Raw genomic sequence first — 26,997 nt, forward strand, 5'->3', positions numbered from 1 at the left:
CGCTCCGCTCCTCGCTCGCTGTGCTGGTGCGGGACACCCGCGCCCGGGCAGCTCGCTGCGATGCTCACTCTCCCGTCGCCTTCGCGATGATCTCCTTCGCGACGTTCGCCGGAACCTCCGCGTAGGAATCGAACTGCATGGAGTAGTTCGCACGACCCTGCGTCTTGGACCTCAGGTCGCCCACGTACCCGAACATCTCCGACAGCGGCACGAGCGCCTTCACGACGCGCGTGCCCGCCCGCTCCTCCATGGCCTGGATGTGGCCACGGCGGGAGTTCAGGTCGCCGATGACGTCGCCCATGTAGTCCTCGGGCGTGGTCACCTCGACCGCCATCATCGGCTCCAGCAGTACCGGGCCCGCCTTCTTCGCGGCTTCCTTCATCGCGATCGAACCCGCGATCTTGAAAGCCATCTCCGAAGAGTCGACCTCGTGGTACGCACCGTCCAACAAGGTGAACTTCAACCCGACGAGCGGGTAGCCGGCCAGCACGCCGTACTGCATGGCGTCCTGGGCGCCCGCGTCGACCGAAGGGATGTACTCCCTCGGCACGCGGCCACCGGTCACCTTGTTGTCGAACTCGTAGAGAGCGCCGTCGCCCGTCTCGAGCGGCTCGAGCCTCACGATCACCTTGGCGAACTGACCGGAGCCACCGGTCTGCTTCTTGTGCGTGTACTCGAGCTTCTCGACGACCTTGCGGACGGTCTCGCGGTAGGCGACCTGCGGCTTACCGATGTTCGCCTCGACCTTGTAGTCGGACTTCATCCGGTTCACCAGCACTTCGAGGTGCAGCTCGCCCATCCCCTTGATGATGGTCTGGCCGGTCTCCTCGTCCTGCTTGATCTGGAAGGTCGGGTCCTCTTCGGCCAGCTTCTGGATCGCCGTCGAGAGCTTCTGCTGGTCCGCCTTCGTCTTCGGCTCGATGGCCACCTCGATGACGGGCTCGGGGAAGGTCATCGACTCCAGCACGACCGGGTTCTGCGGGTCGGCCAGGGTGTCACCGGTGGTGGTGTCCTTCAGGCCCTGCACCGCGTAGATGTGGCCGGCCTGACCCTCCTCGACGGGGTTCTCCTTGTTGGAGTGCATCTGGAACAGCTTGCCGATGCGCTCCTTGCGCTCCTTCGTCGCGTTGACGATCTGCGCGCCGGAGGCGACCTTGCCCGAGTAGACCCGGATGTAGGTCAGCTTCCCGTAGAACGGGTGCGCGGCGACCTTGAACGCGAGCGCGGAGAACGGCTCCTGCGTCGACGGCTTGCGGACGACCTGCGTCTCGCCGTCGGACAGCAGACCTTCGACCGGCGGCACGTCCAGCGGCGACGGCAGGTAGTCCAGAACGGCGTCGAGCATGGGCTGCACGCCCTTGTTCTTGAACGCCGAGCCGGTCAGCACGGGGAAAGCCTCGCGGGCGATGGTGAGCTTGCGGATGCCGGACTTGATCTCGGCCTCGGTCAGCTCCTCACCACCGAAGTACTTCTCCATCAGCTCGTCGTCGGTCTCGGCGACCGCCTCGATGAGCTTGTCGCGGTACTCGGCGGCGCGCTCGGCGAGTTCCGCCGGGATGTCCTCGACCTCGTAGTCCTCGCCCTTCTTGACGTCACCGCGCCAGGTCAGCGCCTTCATGCGGACGAGGTCGACGACGCCCTCGAATCCGCTCTCGGCACCGATAGGCAGCTGGATGACCAGCGGGCGGGCGCCGAGGCGCTCCTCGATGGTCCGCACGGTGAAGTAGAAGTCGGCACCCAGCTTGTCCATCTTGTTGACGAAGCAGATGCGCGGAACCTCGTACTTGTCCGCCTGCCGCCAGACCTGCTCGGACTGCGGCTCGACCCCCTCCTTGCCGTCGAAGACGGCGACGGCACCGTCGAGCACGCGGAGCGAGCGCTCCACCTCGACGGTGAAGTCGACGTGGCCCGGGGTGTCGATGATGTTGATCTGGTAGTCGGTCCAGAAGGTGGTGGTGGCAGCCGAGGTAATGGTGATACCCCGCTTCTGCTCCTCCTCCATCCAGTCCATCGTCGCGGCGCCGTCGTGCACCTCGCCGATCTTGTAGTTGATCCCGGTGTAGTACAGGATCCGCTCGGTTGTGGTGGTCTTACCGGCGTCGATGTGGGCCATGATGCCGATGTTGCGGACCTTGTTCAGGTCGGTCAGCACGTCACGTGCCACTTGAATGTTCCCCTGTCTCAAACGTGGGGCCCGGCATTGGCTCGATCGGGCGGACCGGGCGCGGGTGTCTGTTGCTCACCAGCGGTAGTGGGCGAAGGCCTTGTTCGACTCGGCCATCTTGTGGGTGTCCTCGCGGCGCTTCACGCTGGCTCCGAGACCGTTGCTCGCGTCGAGCAGCTCGTTCTGCAGGCGCTCGATCATCGTCTTCTCGCGGCGCTGCTGCGAGTAGGCGACGATCCAGCGAAGGGCGAGGGTGGTCGACCGGCCGGGCTTGACCTCGATCGGCACCTGGTAGGTCGCGCCACCCACGCGGCGGCTCTTCACCTCGAGGGTGGGCTTGACGTTGTCGAGCGCGCGCTTCAGGGTGACGACCGGGTCGGTGCCGGTCTTCTCCCGAGCGCCTTCCATCGCGCCGTACACGATGCGCTCGGCCAGCGAACGCTTGCCGTCCTTCAGCACCTTGTTCACCAACTGGGTGACCAGCGGCGAGGCGTAGACGGGGTCAGAGATCAAAGGCCGCTTCGGGGCCGGACCCTTGCGGGGCATCAGCTCTTCTCCTTCTTCGCGCCGTACCGGCTGCGCGCCTGCTTGCGGTTCTTCACGCCCTGCGTGTCGAGCGAGCCGCGGATGATCTTGTAGCGGACGCCCGGCAGGTCCTTCACACGACCGCCACGCACGAGCACCATCGAGTGCTCCTGGAGGTTGTGACCTTCACCGGGAATGTAGGCGGTGACCTCGATGCCGCTGGTCAGCTTCACACGCGCGACCTTGCGCAGCGCCGAGTTCGGCTTCTTCGGCGTCGTGGTGTACACGCGAGTGCACACGCCACGCCGCTGCGGGCTCCCTTTGAGCGCCGCGGTCTTCTGCTTGGCAGCCTTGTCCTGGCGGCCCTTGCGGACCAGCTGCTGGATCGTGGGCAATGGACCAGCTTTCTGTCGCGTCTATGGCTCTACAGCTCTACTTTGTCTCCCCGGTCCCCGCGGTCGGGCGTGTCGGCCCGCGTCAGGATCTTTCGATCCGCTAACTTCCCATCGGGATTTCCGTGGAGCTCCGCCTGGCCCCGGCCGCCGATCTGATGCGCTAGCACCCGGTCGTGGCCGAATGGCACACGGAGCTGCCCGACGCCTGCCGGGCACGGTCGTCAAAGATACCCGCCCGTTCCGACAGCGAGCACATCGGGGTCGGTTTGAACCCATGACGCAGCCCGGACGGGTGGCTCCGCAAGCCAGTTTACCCGATTCACGCACACGTGCACGTCATATCGGCGATCATTGGGCCCGCGTCGCGGCCGGATGTGACCACAACCATAGCCGGGGAGGAAGCAGGTGTCAGCCGAGTTCGAGCAGCTGGTGGCCCAGTTCGAAAGATTCCAGTCCAAGCTGAGAAACGTGGACGAGACGTTCGCGGACCTCGGCCAGCTGCGCGACGAGATCGCCGCGCTGGAGACGACCGCGATGTCGCCCGATCGTTCCATCACGGTGGTCGCGGGCCCCGGCGGCTCCATCAAGGACGTCCGGTTCACCGAGAGCGCGCTCAAGCAGCCGCCGCAGGCGCTCTCCGGCGCGCTGCTCTCGACGCTGCGGCAGGCGGTCGCCGAGGCGGCCCGCACCCAGGCGGGCATCGTCGAGAGCCATGTCGGCGACGACATGCACCTCACCGACCAGGTGCTTCAGACGCAGGCCCAGCTCTTCGACACCACCCCCGAGGAGCTCCGGGCGAGCATGGCCGACGCGCAGCCCGTGCACGAGGAGCTGCACGAGGACTACTCACAGCAGTCGGTGCTGCAGTCGGACGAGCCGGAACCGCCGCAGCCTCCACCACCGCCGTCCTCGCGGAGCTCGCAGGGTGAGGAGTTCCTGCAGCACCTGTTCGACGAGGAGGACCGTCGATGAGTGAGGGTTACCGGGTCGACGTGGAGGCACTGCGCCGCTACACCGACAACCTCGGCAGCTACCAGGACCAGACGGCCAAGTTCGGCGACCTCGTCGGGAAGGCCGATGTCGGGGACGAGTCCTGGGGCGTCATCGGCCTGTTCACCAAGAGCCAGTACACCGAGACGCTCGGACAGCTCACGGACCACCTGCGTGGCATGAAGGACGGTCTGCAGTCGGCCTCGGACAAGGTGACGAAGGCGGCCGAGACCTACCAGGGCATGGACGACGAGGTCGCCAGGCTGATGCGGCGGATCCTCGACGAGATCGGCCCGGCCGGGAAGAAGGGGGCGGCACATGGCTGAGGTCAAGGACGCCACCGCGGGCGTCACGGTGGAGCCGACCGGCGACCCGGGGCTCGTCAACACGGGAAACATCGCGGGTGCGCTGCCCGGCCCGGTCGGCGGCGGGGTGAGCCTGGTCAGCGACCTCGTCGAGGGTCCGGGCAAGGACCCGGACGTCGAGGACGTCGCATTGCACGCCGGCTCGATCATCAACGACACCGTCGGTTTCGTGCAGTCGCTGGGCGGCACGGCGATGGAGATCGCCACCGACCCGCTGGGCTGGCTGATCGGCGAGGGCCTGGACTTCCTGATCAGCGTCGTGCAGCCGTTGCAGGACGCGCTGCACTTCGTGAGCGGGGACGGGCCCGCGCTGGAGACGGCCGCGAAGAACTTCGGCAGCATCGGCGAGGGCCTGCAGGCGATGAGCGAGGACTTCGTCCGGGTGGCCGACGAGGCCCTCGCGGAATGGGACGGTGCCGCCGCCGAGGCCGCCAAGACCGCTCTCGCGGACTTCGCCGACGGCATCAGCGCGACCGCGTCCAAGTCCGGGAACGTCGCGGAGATCCTCCAGTCCTCGAGCATGCTGATGACCATCGTGGAGGAGGTCATCAAGGCCATCATCACCGAGTTCATCAAGTGGCTGATCATCATCTGGGTGCCCGCCCTCGCGGCCGCGATTCCCACGGCGGGCGCCTCCACCGCGGCCGCCGGGACCGCGACGACCGCCCAGGCGTCCACGACGGTGGCGAGCACGTCGCAGAAGGTCAGCAAGCTGACCCGGATCCTGAACAAGATCAAGGACTGGTTCGCGAAGCTGCGGACGACGTTCAGCAAGGGCGGCATCATGAACGCGGCCCGGGACGGTGTCACGGACACGGCCACGAAGGCCGGGATGAACGCCGGGCAGAGCACGATCCGCCAGATCGGCATCGCGGGCCGGGAGGCCCTGCAGGCGGGCGGCGGGGAGGCGATCAACCAGGTCACCGGGATCGATCCGGACAAGCTCGACAAGCCGGGCGGACTCGCCCAGGGCTACGCCGGGCACCACCTCGACGCGGCCAAGGACAGCAAGCAGCAGCGGGAGTACGGCTCCATCGGCAACGAACAGTCCGACGAGGAGACCGCGCGGGACCTCGATGTCTGAGCGCCTGTCCGGAACCGGATCGGCCTGGGTGAACGCGGGGACGGCAATTGGGTAGCAGCGAGATCATCGGCGGGGCCATCGGTCTCGTCGTCCTGCTGGCGGTCGTCGCCGTCGGTGTGCACGGCACGCTGGTCAGAAAGCCGAAGGAGCAGGCGAGCGAGCAGCGGCGGGTCGAGTCGATGTCGGCGCTCGTGCGGAGGTTCGGCGCGGTCGTGCACACGCCGCAGAGCGGCACCAGGCCGTCGTTCGGCGTCCTACCGGATCCCCGGTTGAACCAGGTGCGGCTCCTGTCCGACTCGATCGACCAGCCGTACGAGCAGGCCGTGGAGTTCCCGTACCGCGGGCACGAGGTGCTGGCGCTGGACTACTCCTACAACCGGCGGACCCGCGTGGGCGGCGACAGGGTGAAGCTCGTCTGGCTGCACAACTACCTGGTGCAGGTGCGGACGCCGCCGACGCCGTGGCTGCGGATCTCCGCCCGCCGGCCCGCCGGGCTCACCTACCCGGGCCGGCGGCCGATGCCGACCGGGTATCCACCGTTCGACGAGGCATTCGAGGTGGTGACGTCGGACGAGCGGTTCGCCAGGGCGTCGCTGACCGGGCCGGTGCTCGACCTGCTGGTGACCGACGCGCGCTACCGCGACAAGTTCGTCGAGTTCCAGTCGGGCACGGTGCGCTCGGAGTTCTCCGGACGGTTGTCGGCCGAGCCCGTCCTGGCCAACGCGGACATGCTGATCGACCTCGTCCGGCGACTGCCCCCGCAGACCTGGCACCACCCGCCACAGTGACCCGCCCCGCGCTGCCTTTAGCGGGCTAAATGCAGCACGGGGACACTCAGCCCGCTGAAGGCGACCCGGCGGCTGTGACGTCGTGCCAGTGGTGGATCAGGTCGTGGAGGAAGTAGCGGGCGAAGGTGTCCACCGTGAAGTGCGCGCCGTCGCTGCGCAGCCCTGTCCGCTGCCACTGCTCCCCCTTCACCCCTTCGAACCGGGCGGCGAGCGCCTCGGCGGCTGCGGCGAGCTCGTCGGCGACACGGTGCGGGTCCTGCTCCGCGTAGCGGTCCTCGACCGCGGTCTCGTCCTGGTCCCAGTTCGGGTAGGCCGGCTCGTCCTCCGTGAGCATCAGCACGAGGCGCTCGTCATAGAGCAGGCAGACGTCTCGCACGTGGCAGGCGTACTCCAGCGGCGACCACCGGTCCGGGCGGGGCCGGGTCCGCAGGTCGGCGCCGCCGGTCAGCAGCTCACGCCACGACGCCGCGTTCATCCGCAGCATCGCCGGGACCTGCTCCCCGGTGATCGAGGCGGCGTCGAAGCCGCATTCGTCGCAGGCCCGCCGCAGGACCCACGTCCAGTCCTTGGTATCAGGGGTGATCACCGGTTCATCGTCACCCGGCTGGTGGCCGGGCACCAGCGAGAATGCGTGACGCGCCTTTAAGCCCACCTGAAACCTCCCCGGCCCGGCTGCCTTTTGCCCGCTAAAGGCAGCCGGGGGGGCCGGGGGTGGGCATGAATCGGCCCCGGGGCGCGGGAGGCACCCCGGGGCCGAATCGCTTTCGCGGTTTACCGGAAGTCGCGACCGAAGTCGTAGTCGTCCAGCGGAACCGCCGCACCGGTGCCGGTACCGAACACGTCCGGGGTGTAGTAGCCGTCGTCGTAGGACGGGATCGCGTACGCCGCGACCCGCGCCTCCTCGGTCGGCTGCACCTGGATGTTGCGGTACTTGTTGATCCCCGTTCCCGCCGGGATCAACTTACCGATGATCACGTTCTCCTTGAGGCCGACGAGCTTGTCGCTGCGGCCGTTGATCGCCGCGTCGGTCAGGACACGCGTGGTCTCCTGGAACGACGCCGCCGACAGCCACGAGTCCGTGGTCAGCGAGGCCTTCGTGATACCCATCAGCACGGGACGGCCGGATGCCGGGTCGCCGCCCTCGGCCACCGCCTGCCGGTTGACCGCCTCGAACCTGGTCCGCTCGGGCAGCTCGCCAGGCAGGAACTCGGTGGCACCGGAGTCGATGATCGTGACGCGCCGCAGCATCTGCCGCACGATGACCTCGATGTGCTTGTCGTGGATCGACACGCCCTGCGCCCGGTACACCTTCTGGACCTCGTCCACCAGGTGCATCTGCGCCTCGCGCGGGCCCATCACACGCAGCACCTCGTGCGGGTCCGGAGTGCCCTCCAGCAGCTGCGCACCGACGCCGACGTGGTCGCCGTCCGCCAGCGGGCCGTTCGGCCCCACAGCGAGGCGCTGACGCTTCGACAGCTTGTCGAAGACGATCTCCTCGCTGCCGTCGTCCGGGATCAGCGTGATCTTCCAGAACCGCTCGCTCTCCTCGATGCGCACACGCCCGTCGACGTCGGCGATCGGGGCCTTGCCCTTCGGGACGCGGGCCTCGAACAGCTCCTGCACACGCGGCAGACCCGTGGTGATGTCGTCACCGGCGACACCACCCTGGTGGAAGGTACGCATCGTGAGCTGGGTACCCGGCTCACCGATCGACTGGGCGGCGACGATGCCGACGGCCTCGCCGACGTCCACGAGCTGCCCGGTGGCCATCGACCGGCCGTAGCAGGTGGCGCAGATACCGACCGCGGACTCGCAGGTCAGCACGCTGCGGACCTTGACCCTGGTGATCCCGCTGGTGATCAGCTTCTCGATCGCGGGGTCGCCGAGGTCGTCGCCGGCGTTGAGCACCACGTTGCCCTGCGCGTCGACCGCGTCGGACGCCAGGTTGCGGGCGTAGACGCTGGTCTCCACGTGCTCGGTGCGCACGATGCGGCCGTCACCCAGGTCGTCGCCGATGGTCATGTTGATCCCGCGGCTGGTGCCGCAGTCGACCTCGCGCACGATGACGTCCTGCGACACGTCCACCAGACGCCGGGTCAGGTAACCCGAGTCGGCGGTCCGCAGCGCGGTGTCGGCCAGACCCTTGCGGGCACCGTGCGTGGCGATGAAGTACTCCGCCACCGACAGGCCCTCACGGAAGTTGGCCTTGATCGGCCGCGGGATGTACTCACCCTTCGGGTTGGACACCAGACCACGCATACCGGCCAGCGACCGGACCTGCGTCATGTTGCCCGCCGCACCGGACTTCACGATCATCGCGATCGGGTTGTCGTCCGGGAAGTGGTCCTCCATCGCCTTCGCGACGTCCTCCGTCGCCTGGCCCCACACCTTGACCAGCTCGTTGTTGCGCTCGGCGTGCGAGAGCTGACCGCGCTGGTAGCGCTTCTCGACCTGGCTCGCCTTGCCCTCGTACTCGTCGAGGATGCCCTTCTTCTCCGTGGGCACGAGCACGTCGGAGATCGCCACGGTGACACCCGAGCGGGTCGCCCAGTAGAACCCGGCGTCCTTGAGCCGGTCGAGCGTCTGCGCGACCTGCGTCATCGAGTACCGCTCGGCGAGGTCGTTCACGATGACCGCCTGGCGCTTCTTCGGCAGCGGCTCGTTGATGAACGGGTAGTCGGCGGGCAGCAGCTCGTTGAACAGCACGCGGCCCAGCGTGGTCTCGGCGATCCACGGCTGGCCGGGCTCCCAGCCCTTCTCCCGCAGGGCCGGCTCGTCGGCCTTCGCCGGCTGACGGTCCTTGACGCGGATCTTCACCGGCGCGTGCAGCCCGATCTGGTGCATGTCCGCCGCCATGATGGCCTCGGCGGTCGAGGAGAACGACCGGCCGGCGCCGGGTGCGTTCTCGTCCAGCCTGGTCAGGTGGAACAGGCCGGTCACCATGTCCAGTCGCGGCATGGCCAGCGGGCGGCCCGAGGCCGGCGACAGGATGTTGTTCGCCGAAAGCATCAGGATGCGGGCCTCGGCCTGCGCCTCCGCCGAAAGCGGCAGGTGCACGGCCATCTGGTCACCGTCGAAGTCCGCGTTGAACGCCTCACAGACCAGCGGGTGCAGCTGGATGGCCTTGCCCTCCACCAGCTGCGGCTCGAAGGCCTGGATACCGAGGCGGTGCAGCGTCGGCGCACGGTTGAGCATCACCGGGTGGCCGCTGATGACCTCTTCCAGCACGTCCCACACCTGCGGGCGCGCCCGCTCGACCATCCGCTTGGCGGACTTGATGTTCTGTGCGTGGTTGAGGTCGACCAGCCGCTTCATCACGAACGGCTTGAACAGCTCCAGCGCCATGTCCTTCGGCAGACCGCACTGGTGCAGCTTCAGCTGCGGGCCGATGATGATGACCGAACGACCGGAGTAGTCGACGCGCTTGCCGAGCAGGTTCTGGCGGAACCGGCCCTGCTTGCCCTTGAGCAGGTCGGACAGCGACTTGAGCGGCCGGTTGCCCGGGCCGGTCACCGGACGGCCACGGCGGCCGTTGTCGAACAGCGCGTCAACGGCCTCCTGCAGCATCCGCTTCTCGTTGTTGACGATGATCTCGGGCGCGCCGAGGTCGATCAGCCGCTTCAACCGGTTGTTGCGGTTGATGACGCGGCGGTACAGGTCGTTGAGGTCGGAGGTGGCGAACCGGCCACCGTCCAGCTGCACCATCGGGCGCAGCTCCGGCGGGATCACCGGGACCGCGTCGAGCACCATGCCGCGCGGGTCGTTGCCCGTGGCCTGGAACGCCGCGACGACCTTGAGCCGCTTGAGGGCGCGGAGCTTCTTCTGCCCCTTGCCGTTGCGGATCGTCTCGCGCAGGGACTCGGCCTCCGCGTCGACGTCGAACTCGACGGCGAGCTTCTGGATGGCCTCGGCGCCCATGCCGCCGGTGAAGTACTCGCCGTAGCGGTCGACCAGCTCGCGGTAGAGCAGCTCGTCGACGATGAGCTGCCGCGGCTCGAGCTTGGTGAACGTGGACCAGACCTCCTCGAGCCGGTCCAGCTCGCGCTGGGCCCGGTCGCGGAGCTGGCGCATCTCGCGCTCGCCACCCTCCTTGACCTTGCGCCGCACGTCCGACTTCGCGCCCTCGCCCTCGAGCTCGGCGAGGTCGGACTCGAGCTTCTGCGCCCGCTGCTCGATGTCGGTGTCGCGCTTGGCCTCGATGTTCTTGCGCTCGACCCCGATCTCGCTCTCGAGCGTCGGGAGGTCGTTGTGCCGCAGCTCGGTGTTCACGCCGGTGATCACGTACGCCGCGAAGTAGATGATCTTCTCGAGGTCCTTCGGCGCCAGGTCGAGCAGGTAGCCCAGCCGGGACGGGACGCCCTTGAAGTACCAGATGTGCGTGACCGGAGCGGCCAGCTCGATGTGGCCCATCCGCTCACGGCGCACCTTGGCGCGGGTCACCTCGACGCCGCAGCGCTCGCAGATGATGCCCTTGAAACGGACTCGCTTGTACTTGCCGCAGTAGCATTCCCAGTCGCGGGTCGGACCGAAGATCTTCTCGCAGAAGAGCCCGTCCTTCTCCGGCTTCAGGGTGCGGTAGTTGATGGTCTCCGGCTTCTTGACCTCGCCGAAGGACCACTGACGGATGTCGTCGGCGGTGGCAAGGCCGATCCGGAGCTCATCGAAGAAATTGACGTCCAGCACGTCGCTGCATCCCCTTGGGGTCTTATCGGGGGTCCGGGGGTCGCTCCCCAGATATCCCGGCGGCTAGAGAAGTCGGCTACCTGGCGGGGGCACGCGGGAGGCATGCCCCCGCCAGGCGGCAGGGTCATTGCACGACGTCGTCCACCGAGGGCGACTCGTTGCGGGACAGGTTGATTCCCAGGTTGGCGGCCGCGCGCTCCAGGTCCTCGTCGTCGGAGTCACGCATCTCGATGGCGGCCCCGTCGCTGGAGAGAACCTCGACGTTCAGGCACAGCGACTGAAGCTCCTTGAGGAGCACCTTGAACGACTCCGGGATCCCCGGCGACGGCATGTTCTCGCCCTTGACGATGGCCTCGTAAACCTTCACGCGGCCGAGCACGTCGTCGGACTTGATGGTGAGCAGTTCCTGCAGCGTGTACGCCGCGCCGTAGGCCTGCATCGCCCAGCACTCCATCTCACCGAAGCGCTGGCCACCGAACTGCGCCTTACCGCCCAGCGGCTGCTGGGTGATCATCGAGTACGGGCCCGTGGACCGCGCGTGGATCTTGTCGTCCACCATGTGGTGCAGCTTCAGGATGTACATGTAGCCGACCGCGACCGGGTACGGGAACGGCTCGCCAGAGCGCCCGTCGAGCAGCGTCGCCTTGCCGTCCGGCTGGACCATGCGCTGGCCGTCCCGGTTCGGCTTGGTGGCCCCGAGCAGACCGGTCAGCTCCTCCTCCTTGGCACCGTCGAACACCGGGGTGGCGGTCCGGGTGCCCGGCTCCACCTCGTGCAGCTCGGCGGGGAGGCTCTTGGCCCAGTCCGGGCTGCCCTCGACCTTCCAACCCTGGGAGGCCAGCCAGCCGAGGTGCAGCTCGAGGATCTGGCCGATGTTCATCCGGCGCGGCACACCGTGGGTGTTGAGCACGACGTCGACCGCGGTGCCGTCCTCCAGGAACGGCATGTCCTCGACCGGCAGGATCTTGCCGATGACGCCCTTGTTGCCGTGCCGGCCCGCGAGCTTGTCACCGTCCTGGATCTTGCTCTTCTTCGCCACGTAGACGCGGACCAGCTCGTTGACGCCCGGGGGCAGCTCGTCGTCGTCCTCGCGGGAGAACACCCGGATGCCGATGACCTTGCCGGTCTCACCGTGCGGCACCTTCAGCGAGGTGTCGCGGACCTCGCGCGCCTTCTCGCCGAAGATCGCGCGGAGCAGCCGCTCCTCCGGGGTCAGCTCGGTCTCGCCCTTCGGCGTGACCTTGCCGACCAGGATGTCGCCGTCACGCACCTCGGCACCGATCCGGATGATGCCGCGCTCGTCGAGGTCGGCGAGCACGTCCTCGGAGACGTTCGGGATGTCCCGGGTGATCTCCTCGGCACCGAGCTTGGTGTCGCGGGCGTCGATCTCGTGCTCCTCGATGTGGATCGAGGTGAGCACGTCGTCCTGGATGAGCCGCTGCGAGATGACGATGGCGTCCTCGTAGTTGTGGCCCTCCCACGGCATGACCGCCACGAGCAGGTTCTTGCCGAGCGCCATCTCACCCTGGTCGGTGGACGGCCCGTCGGCGATGACCTGGCCCTTCTCCACGCGGTCGCCCTCGGCGACCACGGGCCGGTGGTTGAAGCAGGTGCCCGCGTTGGTGCGCCGGAACTTGTACAGCCCGTAGCTCTTGCGGGTGCCGTCGTCGTGCATGATCGTGACCAGGTCGGCCGAGAGCTCCTCGACCACACCGGCCTGCTCGGCGACCAGCACGTCACCGGCGTCGACCGCGGCACGCAGCTCCGCGCCGGTGCCCACGAGCGGGGCCTCGTTGCGCAGCAGCGGCACCGCCTGGCGCTGCATGTTGGCGCCCATCAGCGCGCGGTTGGCGTCGTCGTGCTCGAGGAACGGGATCATGGCCGTCGCGACCGACACCATCTGGCGCGGCGAGACGTCCATGTAGTCGACCTCGAGCGGGTCGATCAGCTCGACCTCGCCGCCCTTGCGGCGGCCAAGCACCGACTCCTCGACGAAGTGGCCGTCGTCGGTGATCGGCGCGTTGGCCTGCGCCTTGACGAAGCGGTCCTCCTCGTCGGCGGTCAGGTAGTCGACCTGGTCGGTGACCTGGCCCTCGATGACCTTCCGGTACGGGGTCTCGATGAAGCCGAACGGGTTGACCCGCCCGTAGGAGCACAGCGAGCCGATCAGGCCGATGTTCGGCCCTTCCGGCGTCTCGATCGGGCACATCCGGCCGTAGTGGCTGGGGTGCACGTCGCGGACTTCCATGCCTGCGCGCTCACGGGACAGACCGCCGGGGCCGAGCGCCGAGAGGCGGCGCTTGTGGGTCAGCCCGGACAGCGGGTTGTTCTGGTCCATGAACTGCGACAGCTGGGAGGTTCCGAAGAACTCCTTGATCGCGGCGACGACCGGGCGGATGTTGATCAGGGTCTGCGGCGTGATGGCCTCGACGTCCTGGGTGGTCATCCGCTCCCGGACCACGCGCTCCATGCGGGAGAGGCCGACCCGGATCTGGTTCTGGATCAGCTCGCCGACGGTGCGCAGGCGGCGGTTGCCGAAGTGGTCGATGTCGTCGGTCTCGACCGGAAGCTCCTGGTCGTTCACCGTCATCTCGGTCTCGCCCGCGTGCAGCCGGACGAGGTACTCGATGGTGGTGACGATGTCCTCTTCGGTGAGCGTGCCGGTGTCGTACGGCAGCGTCAGGCCGAGCTTCTTGTTGATCTTGTACCGGCCGACCTTGGCGAGGTCGTAGCGCTTGTCCTTGAAGAACAGGTTCTCCAGGAGCGTCTGCGCGCTCTCCTTCGTCGGCGGCTCGCCGGGGCGCAGCTTGCGGTAGATGTCGAGCAGCGCCTCGTCGGTGCCCGCGGTGTGGTCCTTCTCCAGCGTCGCCAGCAGCGTCTCGGAGAAGTGGAAGCGCTCGCGGATGGCCTCGGTGGTCCAGCCGAGGGCCTTCAGCAGCACGGTGACCGGCTGGCGGCGCTTGCGGTCGATGCGCACACCCACGGTGTCGCGCTTGTCGACGTCGAACTCGAGCCACGCGCCGCGGCTCGGGATGACCTTCACGCTGAAGACGTCTTTGTCGGTCGTCTTGTCGACGGCCTGGTCGAAGTACACCCCGGGTGAGCGCACGAGCTGCGAGACGACGACGCGCTCGGTGCCGTTGATGATGAAGGTGCCCTTGTCGGTCATCACGGGGAAGTCGCCCATGAAGACCGTCTGGCTCTTGATCTCACCGGTGTTGTTGTTGACGAACTCGGCGGTGACGAACAGCGGCGCCGCGTAGGTCATGTCCTTGTCCTTGCACTCCTCGACGGAGGCCTTGACCTCGTCGAAGCGCGGGTCGGAGAAGGACAGGGACATCGATCCGGAGAAGTCCTCGATCGGGGAGATCTCGTTCAGAACCTCTTCGAGACCGCCGGTCGGGTGCTCCTCACCATCGTTGACGCGGCGTTCGAACCACGCCTCCGAACCGGTGAACCATTCGAAGGACCGGATCTGCACATCAAGCAGGTTCGGGGTGCTCAGGGGCTCGCGAATCTTCGAGAATGAAACCCGCTTGGGTGCTCCTGGGATGCCCGTTGACTCGGGAGTCGAGTTGGTCGCAGCAGTGGCCTGGTTCGCGGGAGAGACTGCCAAGATGCGTCCTTCCGGGGACATAGCGGTTGAGCAGCCGCGTTAGCAACTGGTAACACGTACTGTCAAGGGTGCGGTGGTGCCGACCATCGTAGCTGCCGCGCATGGGCAGCCTGAAAGTGGGCAGCGCAAAGAAGCAGTCTAGCCCGGAAGACGGCATCTGTCGAGGGGGCGCTCCGGACCGGGGCCCAGCCTCGCGTGCACGTCTTCTGGCTCGCCTCCCGCATGGGCGTGCCGTCGGGAGTAAGCGTGAACCCCCGGCGACTTTCAGTCAAGCGCCGACGCGCTGTTCCCGTCGGTCGGCGCAACGTGCGCCGGCCGACGGGGAGCGCTCAGTTGCCTTCCGGCTGCTTCGACTCGGGCGCCGGGGTGGGCGTGGGCTGGCCGGAGCTGTAGGTGTCCATGTCGATCACCTTCCAGGCGCCGTCCCGCTTCTCGGTGGTGAACCACATCGCGGCACCACCGGCCGAGCTCTGGTTCTGGTCGGTCCTGGTCGCCGTCTGGTCGATGTAGACCATGACCTTCGCCCGGTTGTCGTCTAGCAGGATCACGGCGCTGCGCGTGGCCTTGACCGTCACCACGATCTTCTGCTCGGGCGCGAGCCGCTTCACCTCGCCCATCAGCGACTCGTACTTCTGCCTGACCTCGTCGTTGGCGAGCAGATCCTTGGCGGCCTGCTCCGTCTTGCCGAGGTCGTTGTAGTCGATCGAGAACAGCGACTCCGCCGCCGTGCTCATCTCCTGCTTGACCTGCGCCGTGGTCGCCACGTCGATCAGCGCGGTGTTGCCGGTCGCGGCGGCCACCTCGCTGTGCTTGATCTTGAAGAACACCGCGAGCCCCGCGAAGACCAGCGTCGCCAACACCAGCGCGGCGACCCGCAGGTAGGTGTTGCGGCGCGGGCGGCCGGACGCCGGCGTGGACGGCGGAGGCCCACCGGGTGCCCGCGCGCCGACCACATCGTCCTCGGACGACGGCTTGGCCGCGCCCTCGTCTCTGGCCTTGCGGCGCGGGCTCGGCCGGACCGCGACGGCTCCGGCCGGCTGCTCGGCCGGGTCGGTGGTCTCGGTGCTCTCGGTCGACTCGGCGGCCTCTGGGATCTCCGGGGCCTCCGGGGCATCGGCCGGTTCAACGGTCTCGGTCGACTCGGGAGCCTCGGGAGCCTCGGTCGTGTCGGTGGTTCCGGTGGGCTCGGTGGGCTCGGTGGGCCGGGACTCCTCGGTAGTCTCCGGCGTGGCCGGCTTCTCGGTGCGCGGAGCGGGCGACGGTTTGCGCAGCCCGGCCACGCGCGGGCGCCGGGCAGGCGGCGGCGTGCCCGGAAGGCGGCGGGAAGGTGGCAACACTGACTCCGTTCTCGGTTACTGGCCCGTTCCGACCACCGGCACCTCGCCGATGCTGGACAGCTTCCAGACCTGCTCGCCGTTCTCGTCGACGCGAGTCATCTGGACCTGCAGGCGCAGCGTCTTGGTGCTCTCCGTCTCACCCTGGGTGACCTTGTTGCTGACGGTCGCCAGGGCGCTTGCCTTGCCCTCGTGGTCGTTGAGCTCCTCGACCGCGATGTCCTGCACGGTGGAGACGACCTTGGTCTTCGCCTCCGCGATGGCCTTGCGGTAGGTCTCCTCCGACTGGCCGATCTGCTTGTGCAGCTCACCCGTGGTGATCTCCTTCTGCCGGGAGAAGTAGGCGTCCGGGTTCTCGTAGTCGAGCTCGGTGAACGCCTTCACGGCGGTGCCGGTGGCCCGGACCACGTTCTCCCTGGCATTGGCGATGTCGGCGCTGTCGTCGGACGCGGCGACCCACCACATGACGCCGAACACGGCCGCCACGATGAACGACGCGGCGGCGAGGGCGGCGGTACCCAGCAGCAGCCATCTCGGCGCCGACGATCGGTCACCGCCTGCTGTCACGGCCGCGGGCTCGGAAGCGGCCTCGTCCGCAGGCTCCCCGGGAGCGACCTCGTCCGGAGCGTCCTCGCCGTCGGCGTCCTCCGTGGCATCCGTGGCATCCGTGAGATCGCTGCCGTCCGTGGCATCGCTGCCGTCGGTGCTCTCCGTGCCGCTCGTGGCCGTCGGGTCGCTCGCGTCCTCGGTGTCCTCGGCGGCGGCCACCTCTTCCGGGGCGGTCTCCTCGCCGTCACCGGCTGCGGAGCTCCGCTCCTCGTCCGAACTCATAGCGCTCCAGGGTAGGTCGGGTGTGTGATATCGCCGTCAGCTCGGCAGGCCCATCAGCTGCCCCAGGCTGGTGATGCTCAGCCCCTGGCTGCCGGCCACGCCGGGAACGCCGCGCAGGGACGCGAGCTCCTCCTCGTCACGGCTCGCGTTCTGCCGCACCTGCTCCTGCGACGGCTCCGTCGGCACGCCGTTGTACGGGGCGTTCTGCGCACCGCGGACGCTGATCGGGCTGCCCGGCGGCTCCGCGCAGTAGGCGTCCTCCTTCGGCGCGCGCGGCGAGGTCTCGTCGCCGGGCCGGTACTTCTCGGGATCCAGGTAACCCTTGGTGCACGACGGCGGATCGAACAGGTTCAGCGCGAGGCCGAGGTGCGCCGTCCCGTCCCCCGGCGCCACGGTGTGCGAGCCGACGGCCAGCACCGGGTAGGTGACGAGGCCCTGTTCGATCCCGTCCAGCCGGGTCAGCGTCAGGTTCGACGTGGTGAGCAGGTTCGCCACGAGAGCGCCCAGCCCCGGGCCCGACTCGGCCAGCACGCCGCTGACCTGCTCGGCCACCTGCGGGGTGATATCGACCAGCTTGCGCAGGTCGGCGTCGGACTCCTTCAGCGTGGCGCTGAGCTGGTTCAGGTCACGGCTGAACGAGCGCAGCGAGCCCGCCATCTCGTTCTGCGTGTTGAGCACCGTGTTGCCCTGTTCGAGCAGCCGCACGGTCTGTGGCAGGTACTCCTGCGCGGTCCTGGTGAAATCCCGCGTGGTGTCCATCAGCACCTGCAGGTCGTCACCGGTGCCACGGAACGCCTCGTAGGACTCGTCGACGACCGTCCGCAAGGCCTCGGTCGGCACCGAGGCGGCAAGGTTGTCCAGGTCGGCGACGACCTCGTGCGCGCGGATCGGCGTCGTGGTGTTCCGCTCCGCGATGACCGAGCCGTCCGCCAGGAACGGGCCGTTCTCGGTGACCGGCCGCAGGTCCACGTACTGCTCGCCGACCGCGGACCGGTTCGCGACGACCGCGTGCAGGTCCCTCGGCACCGGCGGGGCGTCGGGATCGATGTTCAGGTTCGCCTGCAGGCCGTTCTCGGTGAGGCTGAGCTCGCCGACACGGCCGACGTTGTACCCGCGGTAGGTCACCTCGGCGCCGTTGAAGATGCCGCCCGACTCGGCGAGCCGCAGGTGCACCGTGTCGCCGTCGGCGCCGAAGACCTTGCCGATGTCGGAGAAACGGAACAGCGCGTACACGATCGCGACGACCGAGATGACCAGGAAGGCGACGAGCTGGATTCTCGTCTTGCGCACCAGCATCAGCCCGCACCTCCGGACAGGAGGTCGAAGACGCTGCCGACACCCGTCTGCGAGGACGTGCCGTCCTGCCCGCCGGGCGCCGTCTGCTCGCTCGGCTGCGAGCCCGGCAAGGGCAGTGGCGGCGGGGCGTTACCGTCCTCGCCCTGCCTCGCACCGGTCAGGTCGCCGACCACCGGCACGTCCTGCAGCGGGTTCTGCCTGCTCCGGCCGAGGTTGGCCAGTACCTCTTCGAGGTTGAGGTCGATGTCGGCGTAGAGGTTGAAGTAGTCGCCCTTCGCACCCTCCACCGCCGCGTCGCTGAACGGGAAAGTCAGCAGCACCTCCAGCGCCTTCGGCAGGTCGGAACCGGCCTCGCCCAGCTTGCGCAGGGTGGGCAGCAGCGCCCGGAGGTTTGCCACCAGGTCCTCCTGGCTCTGGTTGACGGTGTCGACCGCGACGCCGGAGAGGTCTCGCAACGCCTGGAGCATCGTGACCAGCTGCCCGCGCTGCTGTTCGAGCACCTGCAGGCCCGGTGCGAGATCGTCGATCGCGCCGGTGATCTGGTCCTTCTGCGCGTCGAGTGTGCCGGACAGCCGGTTCAGCCCGTCCAGCGCGCGGGTGATGTCACTCGACTGGGCGTCGAGCGCGGTGACCAGCTCGTCGGCGTTGCGCAGGAGCGCCTTGATCTCCGGCTCGTTGCCGGAGAGCGTCTTGTTCAGCTCCTTGGTGATGGTGTTGAGCTGCTCGACACCACCGCCGTTGAGCAGCATCGACAGCGCTCCGAGCACCTCCTCGACCTCGACGCTGCGGTTGGTGCGGGCGACCGGGATCAGGTCCCCCTCGCCGAGGTCGGCCTCCGCCGCGTTCTCGGCGGGCGCGGTGAGCTCGACGTATTTCTCGCCGAGCAGGCTCGACTGACGGAGGTTGGCGATCGCGTTGGCCGGCAGCTCCACGTCCCCGTTGACCAGCACCGTGACCTCGGCGGTCCAGCCGTCGTCGGCGAGGCCGATGTTCTCCACGCGGCCCACCGGCACCTCGTTGACCTTCACCCCGGCCTGCGGCACGAGGTCGAGCACGTCGCGGAACTGCACCTTGACCGAGTACGGGTGGTCCCCGAGCTCGGCGCCGCCGGGCAGCGGGATGTCGTAGATTCCGCCGAAGTCACTGCAGCCGGACACGGCGAGCAGACCGGCCGCGCAGGCCGCCGCGATGGACTTGCGCATGCGCGTCACTGGCCACCTCCCGTGCCGTAGACCTGTGAGGCGAGTGGCAGCGGCAACGGCGGCAGCTTGCCGTTGTTCAGCGCGTTGACCGACTGGGCGAGCGAAGGCAGCGGCACGGCGCCGTTCAGTACCGGAGCGATCGAGTTGCACGTGTCACCGAGCGCGTCGAGGGCGTCGGGGGTCTGCTTGAGCAGGTTGCAGATCATCACGATCGGCGGCTGTGTCAGCTCGTTGAGGTTCGCCCGCGCGTCGAGTGTTCCCGACGAGGCGTTGTAGGTGTTCACCAGGTTGCCGAGGCCGACCGGCGCGACGTCGAGGATCTCGGCGAGCGCGCCGCGCTGCTCGACGAGCACCCTGGTGATGCTGGCGAGCTTGTCGACGTTGGACTTCACCCGGCCGCGGTTGTTCTCGACGAAGTCCCGGACGGAGTGCAGCGTCGTGCCGAGTTGCCGGACCGTGGCGGAGAGGTTGTCCTTCTCCCCCGCCAGGAACTCGCTGACGTCGGCGAGCTGGGCCTCGAACTCGCGGACCTGGCTGTCGCTTTCGGCGAGCGTGGTCGAGAGGTCGGCCAGGTTCTCCACGGTGGCGAACAGGTCACCCGAGTTGCCGGAAAGCGTGCCCGCGGCCTGGCTCAGCTTGGTGATGGTGTTGTTGAGCTGCCTGCCGTTGCCGTCGAAGTTCTCCGAGAGCGTGCTGAGCAGATCGGAGAGCGAGCCGTCGGCGTTGGCGCCGTTCGGGCCGAGCGACTTGGCGACCCGGCTGAGGCTGGCGCCGAGGTCGTCGATCTCCAGTGGGACCGCGGTGCGGTTCAGCGGGATCTCCGCGCCGGTCTCGAGCGTCTCGCCACCGGTGTAGGCGGGGGCGAGCTGGACGTAGCGGTCGGAGACCAGTGAGGGCGCCACGATCACGGCCTTCGCGTCCGCGGGGACGTCGACCTCGCGGTCGTAGCTCATCTCGACGCGGACCCGCTCGCCCTGCGGCTCGACCTTGGTGACCTCGCCCATCCGGACGCCGAGCACCCGAACGTCGTTGCCCTCGTACAGCCCGATCGCGGTCGGGAAGTAGGCGATGACCTGCTTCTCGCCCGCGTCCTTGAGCGTCCACCACAGTCCGCCCGCGACGACGAGGCCGAGCACGCACGCGATGGCGATGCCGCGGGTGAGCGACTGCCCGAACCTGGTGTCACTCATTGGGGTTGCACCCCTCTTCGTTCAGCGGTCCGACGGAAGGCAGCAGCAGTCCGCAGATGTAGTTGTCGAACCACCGGCCGTTGCCGATCGTGTTGGTGAAGACGCGGACGAACGGCGCGAACCGCCGGATGCCCTCGCCGAGTGCCTCCTGGTTGCGCTGGAGCATGTTCGTCAGCTGGTCCAGCTGCGCGAGCACCGGGTCGAGCTGGCCCTGGTTGTCGTCGACCAGCCCCTGCAGCTCGGTGGCCAGCTGCCTGCTGCCGTCGAGCAGCGCGGTGATGGCCTCCTTGCGCCGGGAGAGCTCGTCGAGCAGCAGGTTGCCGTCCTCGAGCAGCTTGGTGAGCTCGGCGTCCCGTTCGGCCAGGGTCTGGCTGACCTGCCTGGTGTTGGCCAGCAGGGTGGACAGCTGGGTGTCGCGCGAGGCGATCGTGTCGGAGAGCCGGGACAGCCCGGTCAGCGCGCCGCGCACGTCGTCCGGGGTGTTCGCAAACGTGTCCGACAGGGCGTCGAAACCCTCCGCGAGCTGGTCGGTGTCGATCTCGTCGACGGTCTGCGAGAGGCCGCGGAAGGCTTCGAGCACGTCGTAGGGGGCCACGGTGCGTTCCCTCGGGATCGGGTCGCCGGGGTTGAGCGGCTGCTGCCCGACCGGGTCCAGCGCGAGGTACTTCTGGCCGAGCAGCGTCTTGATCTTGATCGCGGCCGTGGTGCGGTCGCCGAGCCAGGCGTCGCGGACCTTGAACGACACCCGCACCTTGTCGCCTTCGAGGTCGATCGCGCTGACCTGGCCGACCTTGACCCCGGCGATGCGGACCTCGTCGTCGGACTGCAGTCCGGCCGCCTCGCTGAAGTCCGCGGTGTAGGTGGTGCCGCCGCCGATGATGGGCAGGTCTTCGGAGTTCAGGGCGGCGACCGTGCCGAGGATCATCAGCACGATGCCGACCAGCGCGATCGGGACCGGGTTGCGTTTCTGGAAGCTTTTCATGCCAGGCACCGGTCCCTCTCCGCCGGAGCGATCGGCAACTCGATCGGCTTGTCCATCAGCGCCGGAATCTGCACGTTGCCGTGCGTCTCGCACATGAAGAAGTTGAACCAGGAGCCGTAGTCGGCCGTGGCCGTCAGCCTGCTCACCTTCTCGGGCAGGAACTGGATGAAGTGCTCCACCAGCGGTTCGCTCTCGTTGAGGTTCCGGGTCAGCGTGCCCAGCGCCTCGATGTCCTGCCGCAGCGGTTCCCGGACCTCGCCGAGCAGGCCGGCCGTGGTGGTGCTCAACTGGCCGATCGCCTCGACGGCGTCGCCGATCTGCTGCCGGTCGCTGGCGAGCCCTGAGACGAACTGCTGCAGGCGGACGATCAGGTCGGACAGCTGCGGGGTCCGCGCGTTGACGGTCTCGAGTACCGAGTTGAGGTTGTCGATGACCTGGCCGATGACCTGGTCCTTCTCGGCGATCGTGGTGGTCAGCGACGCCGTGTGGGCGAGCAGGCTCTCCACAGTGCCGCCCTCGCCCTGCAGAACCTGGATGATCTCGTAGGAGAGCTTGTTGACGTCCTCCGGGTTCAGCGCGCGGAACAGGGGCTTGAACCCGTTGAACAGCTCGGTCAGGTCGAGCGCCGGCTTGGTGCGGTCGACCGGGATGGTGTCACCCGGTTCGAGGTAGCGGCCGGGGTCACCGACGCCCTTGTCGAGGGAGATGTAGCGCTGGCCGACGAGATTGCGGAACTTGATCGTCGCGGTGACGCCCGCGGGCAGCCTGCGGCCCTCGTCCACCTCGAACTCGACCTCGGCCTGCCTGCGGTCGACGATGCGCACGTCCTTCACCTGGCCGACGCGGACGCCCGCGATGCGGATGTCGTCGTTGGGCAGCACCATCGTCGCGTCGGTGAACCGGGCGGAGTACGTCTTGGTGTCGTTGAGGTTCACGTTGGCGATGCTGATGCCGAGGATCGCGGTGAAGACCACCGTGACCACGATGAAGATGACCAGCTTCGTCAGCGGAGCGGCGAGCCCCCTCACTTGACCGTCACCTCCGCCCCTCGGTACAGCGGGCCGACGAGCAACGAGCCCCAGCCCGGCACCTCGGACGGCCTCATGCCGACCTGCGGCCCGAGCAGGTGGGAGAGCAGAGCGTGCTCGGCGGCGCCGTTGGCCGGGTTACCCGCCGTGCTGCCGCCGCCGTTGTAGCCGGCCGCGTTGGCCGCGTTGGCGGCGGGGTTCAGCCCGTCGTTCTGCGAGCGGGCGGGTGCAGGCTGGGTGCTGCCGTCCTTGATCGGGCCCTCCGGCGGATGCTGCGGGAAGGGTTGCGGGTACTCGTCCATGGCGTAACAGCGCGGTCCGCGCTTGTCGTTGAACTCCGGTTCGTCCTTGCCCGGCTCGTACGGGCCGCGGTTGGTGGTGATCTCGATCGTGGCGTGCAGGCCGGGCTTGTCGGTGCCCTTGCCGAATGCCTCGTCGATCTTCGGCAGTACGTCGGCCATCTGCCCGATCACGCAGGGGTACTCGGGTGAGTACTTGGCGAGCAGCTCGGCGGTCGGCCTGGCGGCCTCGCCGAGGCTGATGATGTTGTCCGCGTTGGCTTCGAGGAACGACCGCAGGTCCACCGACGCCGTGGTGAGGCTGCCGTAGAGCACCTGCAGGTTCTGCTGGATGTCGACCAGGGTGCGGCTGGTGGTGCGCATGTTGTCCAGTGCCTGCACCAGTTCGGGCGCGGCGTCGGAGAGGTTGTGCGAGAACTCCGCGAGCTCACGCAGGTTCTGCTGCAGGTCGGGCACGTGCGGGTTCAGCTCGCCGAGGTAGGAGCCCAGCTCGGCCATCGTCTCGCCGAGCGGCTCGCCCCGGCCGTTGAGAGCCGTCGAGATCGCGGTGAGCGTGCTCGACAGCTTCTGCGGCTCGACCGCCTGCAGCACCGGCAGCAGGTTCCCGAGCGCCTGCTCCAGCTCGACGGCGCTGGAGGTGCGGTCCTGCGGGATGACGTCACCGTCGCGCAGGCTCTGCGGTGACGGGCTCTCCGGGATCTTCAGCGCCACGTAGCGCTCGCCGAACAGTGTCTTCGGCAGGAAGCGGGCCGAGACGTTGCTGGGCACGAGCTTCGCCTGTGCCGGCTCCAGTTGCAGCGTCAGCTCGGCGCCGCGCTCGGTGGCCGTGATGGCCGAGACACTGCCGACGATCAGGCCGCGCACCTTGACGTCGGAGCGTTCGGTGAGCTGGTTGCCGATCTCGTCGGCGCGCAGCTTGACGGTGACGAACGTCGAGAACGCCTTGTTGTAGAGCGCGACGCTGAGTGCCACGCCGCCGACCAGCACGGCGATGAGCAGCAGGCCGAGCAGCCTGCGCCGGAAGGTCACCATGGCCGGCCTCATGCTTCGTCCTCCCCTGAGCCCGTCATCCGGCGATCCGCACGGTCGTCTCGGTCCCCCAGATGGCGAAGCCGATGAAGAAGTTGACGATCGCGACGGTGACGATGGTCAGCCGCACCGCGCGCCCGACGGCCACGCCGACGCCCGCGGGACCACCGCTGGCGCGGTAGCCGTAGTAGCAGTGCGTGAGGATGATCAGCACACTGAAGATCAGCACCTTCACGAACGAGTAGAAGACGTCCTGTGGTGGCAGGAACAGCTCGAAGTAGTGGTCGTAGGTACCCGCGGACTGATCGTAGAGATAGACCACGACCAGCCGGGACGCGACGTAGGAGCTCAGCAGCCCGATGATGTAGAGCGGGATGACGGCCACGAACCCGGCGATGATCCGGGTGGTCACCAGGTAGGGCAGGCTGGGCACGCCCATCACTTCGAGCGCGTCGATCTCCTCCGAGATCCGCATCGCGCCGAGCTGCGCGGTGAAGCCCGCGCCGACGGTCGCCGACAGCGCCAGCCCGGCCACCAGCGGCGCGATCTCGCGGGTGTTGAAGAACGCGGTGAGGAAACCGGTGAACGCCGACGTCCCGATGGAGTTCAGGGCGGAGAAACCCTGCAGGCCGACCAGCACGCCGGTGAACAGGGTGAGACCGATCATCACGCCGACCGTGCCGCCGATGACCGCGAGCGAGCCGGAGCCGAAGCTGACCTCGGCCAGCAGGCGCAGCACTTCCTTGCTGTAGCGGCGGATCGTCCGCGGCGCCCAGGCGAGCGCGCGCAGGTAGAACGACATCTGGTCGCCCAGGACGTCCAGCGTCTCAAGTGGACGGTTCGCGATCTTCTTCGCGTTCTGTGTGAAGGAAGCCATCGTCTAGTCCAACTTCGCCGGAACGATCTGCAGGTAGATCAACGTGATCACGAAGTTCACCACGAACAGCAGCAGGAACGTGATGACGACGGACTGGTTGACCGCGTCCCCCACACCCTTCGGACCGGGCGGCGGGTGCAGACCCCGGTAGGCGGCGACGACCGCCGCGATGAAGCCGAAGATGAGGGCCTTGATCTCACCGACCCACAGGTCCGGCAGTTGCGCGAGCGCCGAGAAGCTGGCCAGGTAGGCGCCCGGGGTGCCGTCCTGGAGCACGACGTTGAAGAAGTAGCCACCGAGCACGCCGATGACGCTGACCATGCCGTTGAGCAGCAGGGCGACGAGCATGCAGGCGAGCACCCTCGGCACGATCAGGCGCTGGACGGCGGAGACGCCGAGCACCTCCATCGCGTCGATCTCCTCGCGGATGGTGCGCGCGCCGATATCCGCGCAGATCGCGGAGCCGCCCGCGCCCGCGACCAGCAGCGCGGTCACCAGTGGTGCCGCCTGCTGCACGGTCGCCAGCACGCTGCCCGCGCCGGTGTAGGACTGGGCNGGTGCGCGCGCCGATATCCGCGCAGATCGCGGAGCCGCCCGCGCCCGCGACCAGCAGCGCGGTCACCAGTGGTGCCGCCTGCTGCACGGTCGCCAGCACGCTGCCCGCGCCGGTGTAGGACTGGGCGCCGAGCTGGCTGGCCAGCGACCCGAACTGCAGGGAGATCACGGCGCCGAACGGGATCGCCACGAGCGCCGTCGGCAGGATCGTCACACTCGCGATGAACCAGGCCTGCTGGATGAACTCCCGGAGCTGGAACGGCCGCTGGAAGATGCCGCGGGCGACGTCGAGACCGAGCGCGAAGAGCTTTCCGGTCTCCTCCAGCATTCCGATGCCGGGGAACCTGGCCGTCGTGGCCCTCGAGCTCATGAACGTCCTCGCCGTGCTCGTTCCTCGCGGGCTGCGGACGCCCATGAGGCACCCGCGCCCTGTGTCATCCGGAGCGATTCCTCGCTGCGCTCGTCACCGCTCATGCCCCACCTGGCCAGGTTCAGTGGGCGGCTGGTGCCGGGAGCCTCCGTTTCCGTACGGGGTTCTCGGTGCGGGCTCGCGCCAGCCGCCGTCGGGCAGCCGTGCGATGTCCTCGGTCGGCAGCTCACCCGCATGCTGGCTGGGCATGGTTCCGGTTGCGGTCCGCGGCCGATGCCCCTGCGCGCCCACGAGCATGTGCGGCTGCACGCCGTAGTGGCGCTGCTCGTCCGGGGTCAGGGACTCGATGATCCCTTCCTGCGCGGCCGGGGGCAGGGTGTGCAGCACCCGCATCACCCGGTCCTTGCGGCGGCGCACGCCCATCCGCTCGGGCAGGCCGGGCGTCGGCTGCAACTGCGGCACCACGCCGCGCACGTCCTCGGTCGAACCATCGTGGTGACCGGCGTCGGCCATCTCCTGCTCGGCGGCCATCTGCGCGGAGTCCTTCTCCTCCGACATGCCGATGGGGCCGATTCGGCGGCCGTTGAGGAACTGCTCCACCACCGGCTCGTCACTGGTCAGCAGCACCTCGCGCGGGCCGAACATGACCAGTTCCTTGCGGAAGAGCATCCCGATGTTGTCGGGCACCGTGCGCGCCACGTTGATGTTGTGCGTCACGATCAGGATCGTCGCGTCGATCTGCGCGTTGAGGTCGATCAGCAGCTGGGAGAGGTAGGCGGTGCGGACGGGGTCGAGACCGGAGTCCGGCTCGTCGCAGAGGATGATCTCCGGGTCCAGCACCAGCGCCCGCGCCAGCCCGGCGCGCTTGCGCATACCGCCGGAGATCTCGCCGGGCAGCTTCGTCTCCGCGCCCTTGAGTCCGGTCATCTCCAGCTTCTCGAGCACGATCCGGCGGATCTCGGTCTCGGACTTCTTCGTGTGTTCGCGCAGGGGGAACGCCACGTTGTCGTAGAGATTCATCGAGCCGAAGAGCGCGCCGTCCTGGAACAGCACGCCGAACAGCTTTCGCGTCTCGTACAGCTTGTGCTCCGAGCACTTCACGATGTCCACGCCGTTGACGACGCACTTGCCGCGATCGGGCTTGAGCAGGCCGATCATCGACTTCAGGAACACCGACTTGCCCGTACCGGACGGACCGAGCATCACCGACACCTCGCCCGGCGGCAGCGTCAGCGAGACATCACGCCAGATGGCCTGCTTGCCGAAGGACTTCGTCAGACCCTCGATGACCACCTCGGCACCCATCGCACCTCCCGGAGCTGTTCTACGTCGGCCCGCGCCGGCCGGCACCTGGTATCGCCGCGCCCGATACCCGCGTCAACCAGGTGCAACGA

Annotated in this window: 20 protein-coding genes and 2 pseudogenes; 4 read left to right on the top strand and 18 right to left on the bottom strand. The window is 68.2% G+C overall.

Annotated features, from left to right (window positions below):
• Nucleotides 1-64: 64 nt before the first annotated feature.
• The 3 genes from fusA to rpsL form a co-directional block, all read right to left on the bottom strand.
• Entirely contained in the window at nt 65-2,164 is a 2,100-nt protein-coding gene (fusA, locus tag JAP66_RS25750; RefSeq protein ID WP_199434430.1) for an elongation factor G, read from the bottom strand.
• 75 nt (nt 2,165-2,239) lie between these two features.
• Complete coding sequence (gene rpsG, locus JAP66_RS25755) at nt 2,240-2,710, bottom strand: 30S ribosomal protein S7 (protein WP_199434431.1); 471 nt, start codon at nt 2,708-2,710, stop codon at nt 2,240-2,242.
• Complete coding sequence (rpsL, locus tag JAP66_RS25760; protein ID WP_003102113.1) at nt 2,710-3,084, bottom strand: 30S ribosomal protein S12; 375 nt, start codon at nt 3,082-3,084, stop codon at nt 2,710-2,712. Before rpsL ends, rpsG begins: the two co-directional genes overlap by 1 nt.
• 405 nt (nt 3,085-3,489) lie before the next feature.
• Here rpsL and JAP66_RS25765 point away from each other — a divergent pair, with 405 nt between their 5' ends.
• The 4 genes from JAP66_RS25765 to JAP66_RS25780 are packed head-to-tail and all read left to right on the top strand — an operon-like array spanning nt 3,490 to nt 6,311.
• The gene (locus tag JAP66_RS25765) at nt 3,490-4,056 is read left to right on the top strand and encodes a YbaB/EbfC family nucleoid-associated protein (protein WP_199434432.1); all 567 of its coding nucleotides are present in this window, start codon (nt 3,490-3,492) and stop codon (nt 4,054-4,056) included.
• Nucleotides 4,053-4,400, top strand: a complete 348-nt coding sequence (locus tag JAP66_RS25770; protein WP_199434433.1) for a WXG100 family type VII secretion target — start codon at nt 4,053-4,055, stop codon at nt 4,398-4,400. The genes JAP66_RS25765 and JAP66_RS25770 overlap by 4 nt, the downstream gene beginning before the upstream one ends.
• Nucleotides 4,393-5,523: a hypothetical protein gene (locus tag JAP66_RS25775; protein WP_199434434.1), complete on the top strand. Its 1,131-nt coding sequence runs from the start codon at nt 4,393-4,395 to the stop codon at nt 5,521-5,523. The genes JAP66_RS25770 and JAP66_RS25775 overlap by 8 nt, the downstream gene beginning before the upstream one ends.
• 47 nt (nt 5,524-5,570) lie before the next feature.
• Nucleotides 5,571-6,311: a hypothetical protein gene (locus JAP66_RS25780; RefSeq protein WP_199434435.1), complete on the top strand. Its 741-nt coding sequence runs from the start codon at nt 5,571-5,573 to the stop codon at nt 6,309-6,311.
• Between the two features lie 46 nt (nt 6,312-6,357).
• Here JAP66_RS25780 and JAP66_RS25785 read toward each other — a convergent pair whose 3' ends face one another.
• The 15 genes and pseudogenes from JAP66_RS25785 to JAP66_RS25855 form a co-directional block, all read right to left on the bottom strand.
• Nucleotides 6,358-6,897, bottom strand: a complete 540-nt coding sequence (locus tag JAP66_RS25785) for a DinB family protein (RefSeq protein ID WP_199434436.1) — start codon at nt 6,895-6,897, stop codon at nt 6,358-6,360.
• Nucleotides 6,898-7,082: 185 nt separating this feature from the next.
• The gene (locus tag JAP66_RS25790; RefSeq protein WP_199434437.1) at nt 7,083-10,994 is read right to left on the bottom strand and encodes a DNA-directed RNA polymerase subunit beta'; all 3,912 of its coding nucleotides are present in this window, start codon (nt 10,992-10,994) and stop codon (nt 7,083-7,085) included.
• A gap of 124 nt (nt 10,995-11,118) precedes the next feature.
• Entirely contained in the window at nt 11,119-14,610 is a 3,492-nt protein-coding gene (rpoB, locus tag JAP66_RS25795) for a DNA-directed RNA polymerase subunit beta (protein ID WP_199434438.1), read from the bottom strand.
• A gap of 329 nt (nt 14,611-14,939) precedes the next feature.
• Nucleotides 14,940-15,944: a hypothetical protein gene (locus JAP66_RS25800; protein WP_199434439.1), complete on the bottom strand. Its 1,005-nt coding sequence runs from the start codon at nt 15,942-15,944 to the stop codon at nt 14,940-14,942.
• A gap of 18 nt (nt 15,945-15,962) precedes the next feature.
• On the bottom strand, nt 15,963-16,775 hold the full coding sequence (locus JAP66_RS32420) for a hypothetical protein (RefSeq protein ID WP_235999435.1): 813 nt from the start codon (nt 16,773-16,775) through the stop codon (nt 15,963-15,965).
• Nucleotides 16,776-16,811: 36 nt separating this feature from the next.
• Nucleotides 16,812-18,071, bottom strand: coding sequence for an MCE family protein (locus JAP66_RS25810; protein ID WP_199434440.1), 1,260 nt, complete (start codon nt 18,069-18,071; stop codon nt 16,812-16,814).
• Nucleotides 18,071-19,273, bottom strand: coding sequence for an MCE family protein (locus JAP66_RS25815; RefSeq protein ID WP_199434441.1), 1,203 nt, complete (start codon nt 19,271-19,273; stop codon nt 18,071-18,073). Before JAP66_RS25815 ends, JAP66_RS25810 begins: the two co-directional genes overlap by 1 nt.
• Nucleotides 19,274-19,278: 5 nt before the next feature.
• Nucleotides 19,279-20,463: an MCE family protein gene (locus JAP66_RS25820; protein WP_199434442.1), complete on the bottom strand. Its 1,185-nt coding sequence runs from the start codon at nt 20,461-20,463 to the stop codon at nt 19,279-19,281.
• Nucleotides 20,456-21,445, bottom strand: a complete 990-nt coding sequence (locus JAP66_RS25825) for an MCE family protein (RefSeq protein ID WP_199434443.1) — start codon at nt 21,443-21,445, stop codon at nt 20,456-20,458. Before JAP66_RS25825 ends, JAP66_RS25820 begins: the two co-directional genes overlap by 8 nt.
• On the bottom strand, nt 21,442-22,473 hold the full coding sequence (locus JAP66_RS25830) for an MCE family protein (protein ID WP_199434444.1): 1,032 nt from the start codon (nt 22,471-22,473) through the stop codon (nt 21,442-21,444). Before JAP66_RS25830 ends, JAP66_RS25825 begins: the two co-directional genes overlap by 4 nt.
• Nucleotides 22,470-23,816, bottom strand: a complete 1,347-nt coding sequence (locus JAP66_RS25835; protein ID WP_199434445.1) for an MCE family protein — start codon at nt 23,814-23,816, stop codon at nt 22,470-22,472. The genes JAP66_RS25830 and JAP66_RS25835 overlap by 4 nt, the downstream gene beginning before the upstream one ends.
• Before the next feature lie 22 nt (nt 23,817-23,838).
• Nucleotides 23,839-24,678 carry an MlaE family ABC transporter permease gene (locus JAP66_RS25840; protein ID WP_199434446.1) on the bottom strand — a complete coding sequence of 280 codons (840 nt, stop codon included), beginning with the start codon at nt 24,676-24,678 and terminating at the stop codon, nt 23,839-23,841.
• Nucleotides 24,679-24,681: 3 nt separating this feature from the next.
• Nucleotides 24,682-25,236 (bottom strand): annotated as a pseudogene (locus JAP66_RS25845) (MlaE family ABC transporter permease); the annotation flags it as partial.
• Nucleotides 25,237-25,246: 10 nt separating this feature from the next.
• A pseudogene (locus tag JAP66_RS25850) lies at nt 25,247-25,603 on the bottom strand (MlaE family ABC transporter permease); the annotation flags it as partial.
• A 93-nt stretch (nt 25,604-25,696) separates the two neighbouring features.
• On the bottom strand, nt 25,697-26,908 hold the full coding sequence (locus tag JAP66_RS25855; protein ID WP_235999436.1) for an ABC transporter ATP-binding protein: 1,212 nt from the start codon (nt 26,906-26,908) through the stop codon (nt 25,697-25,699).
• Nucleotides 26,909-26,997: the final 89 nt, after the last annotated feature.

It is taken from the genome of Qaidamihabitans albus, assembly GCF_016464705.1.
In the GTDB taxonomy this organism is placed as follows: domain Bacteria; phylum Actinomycetota; class Actinomycetes; order Mycobacteriales; family Pseudonocardiaceae; genus Qaidamihabitans; species Qaidamihabitans albus.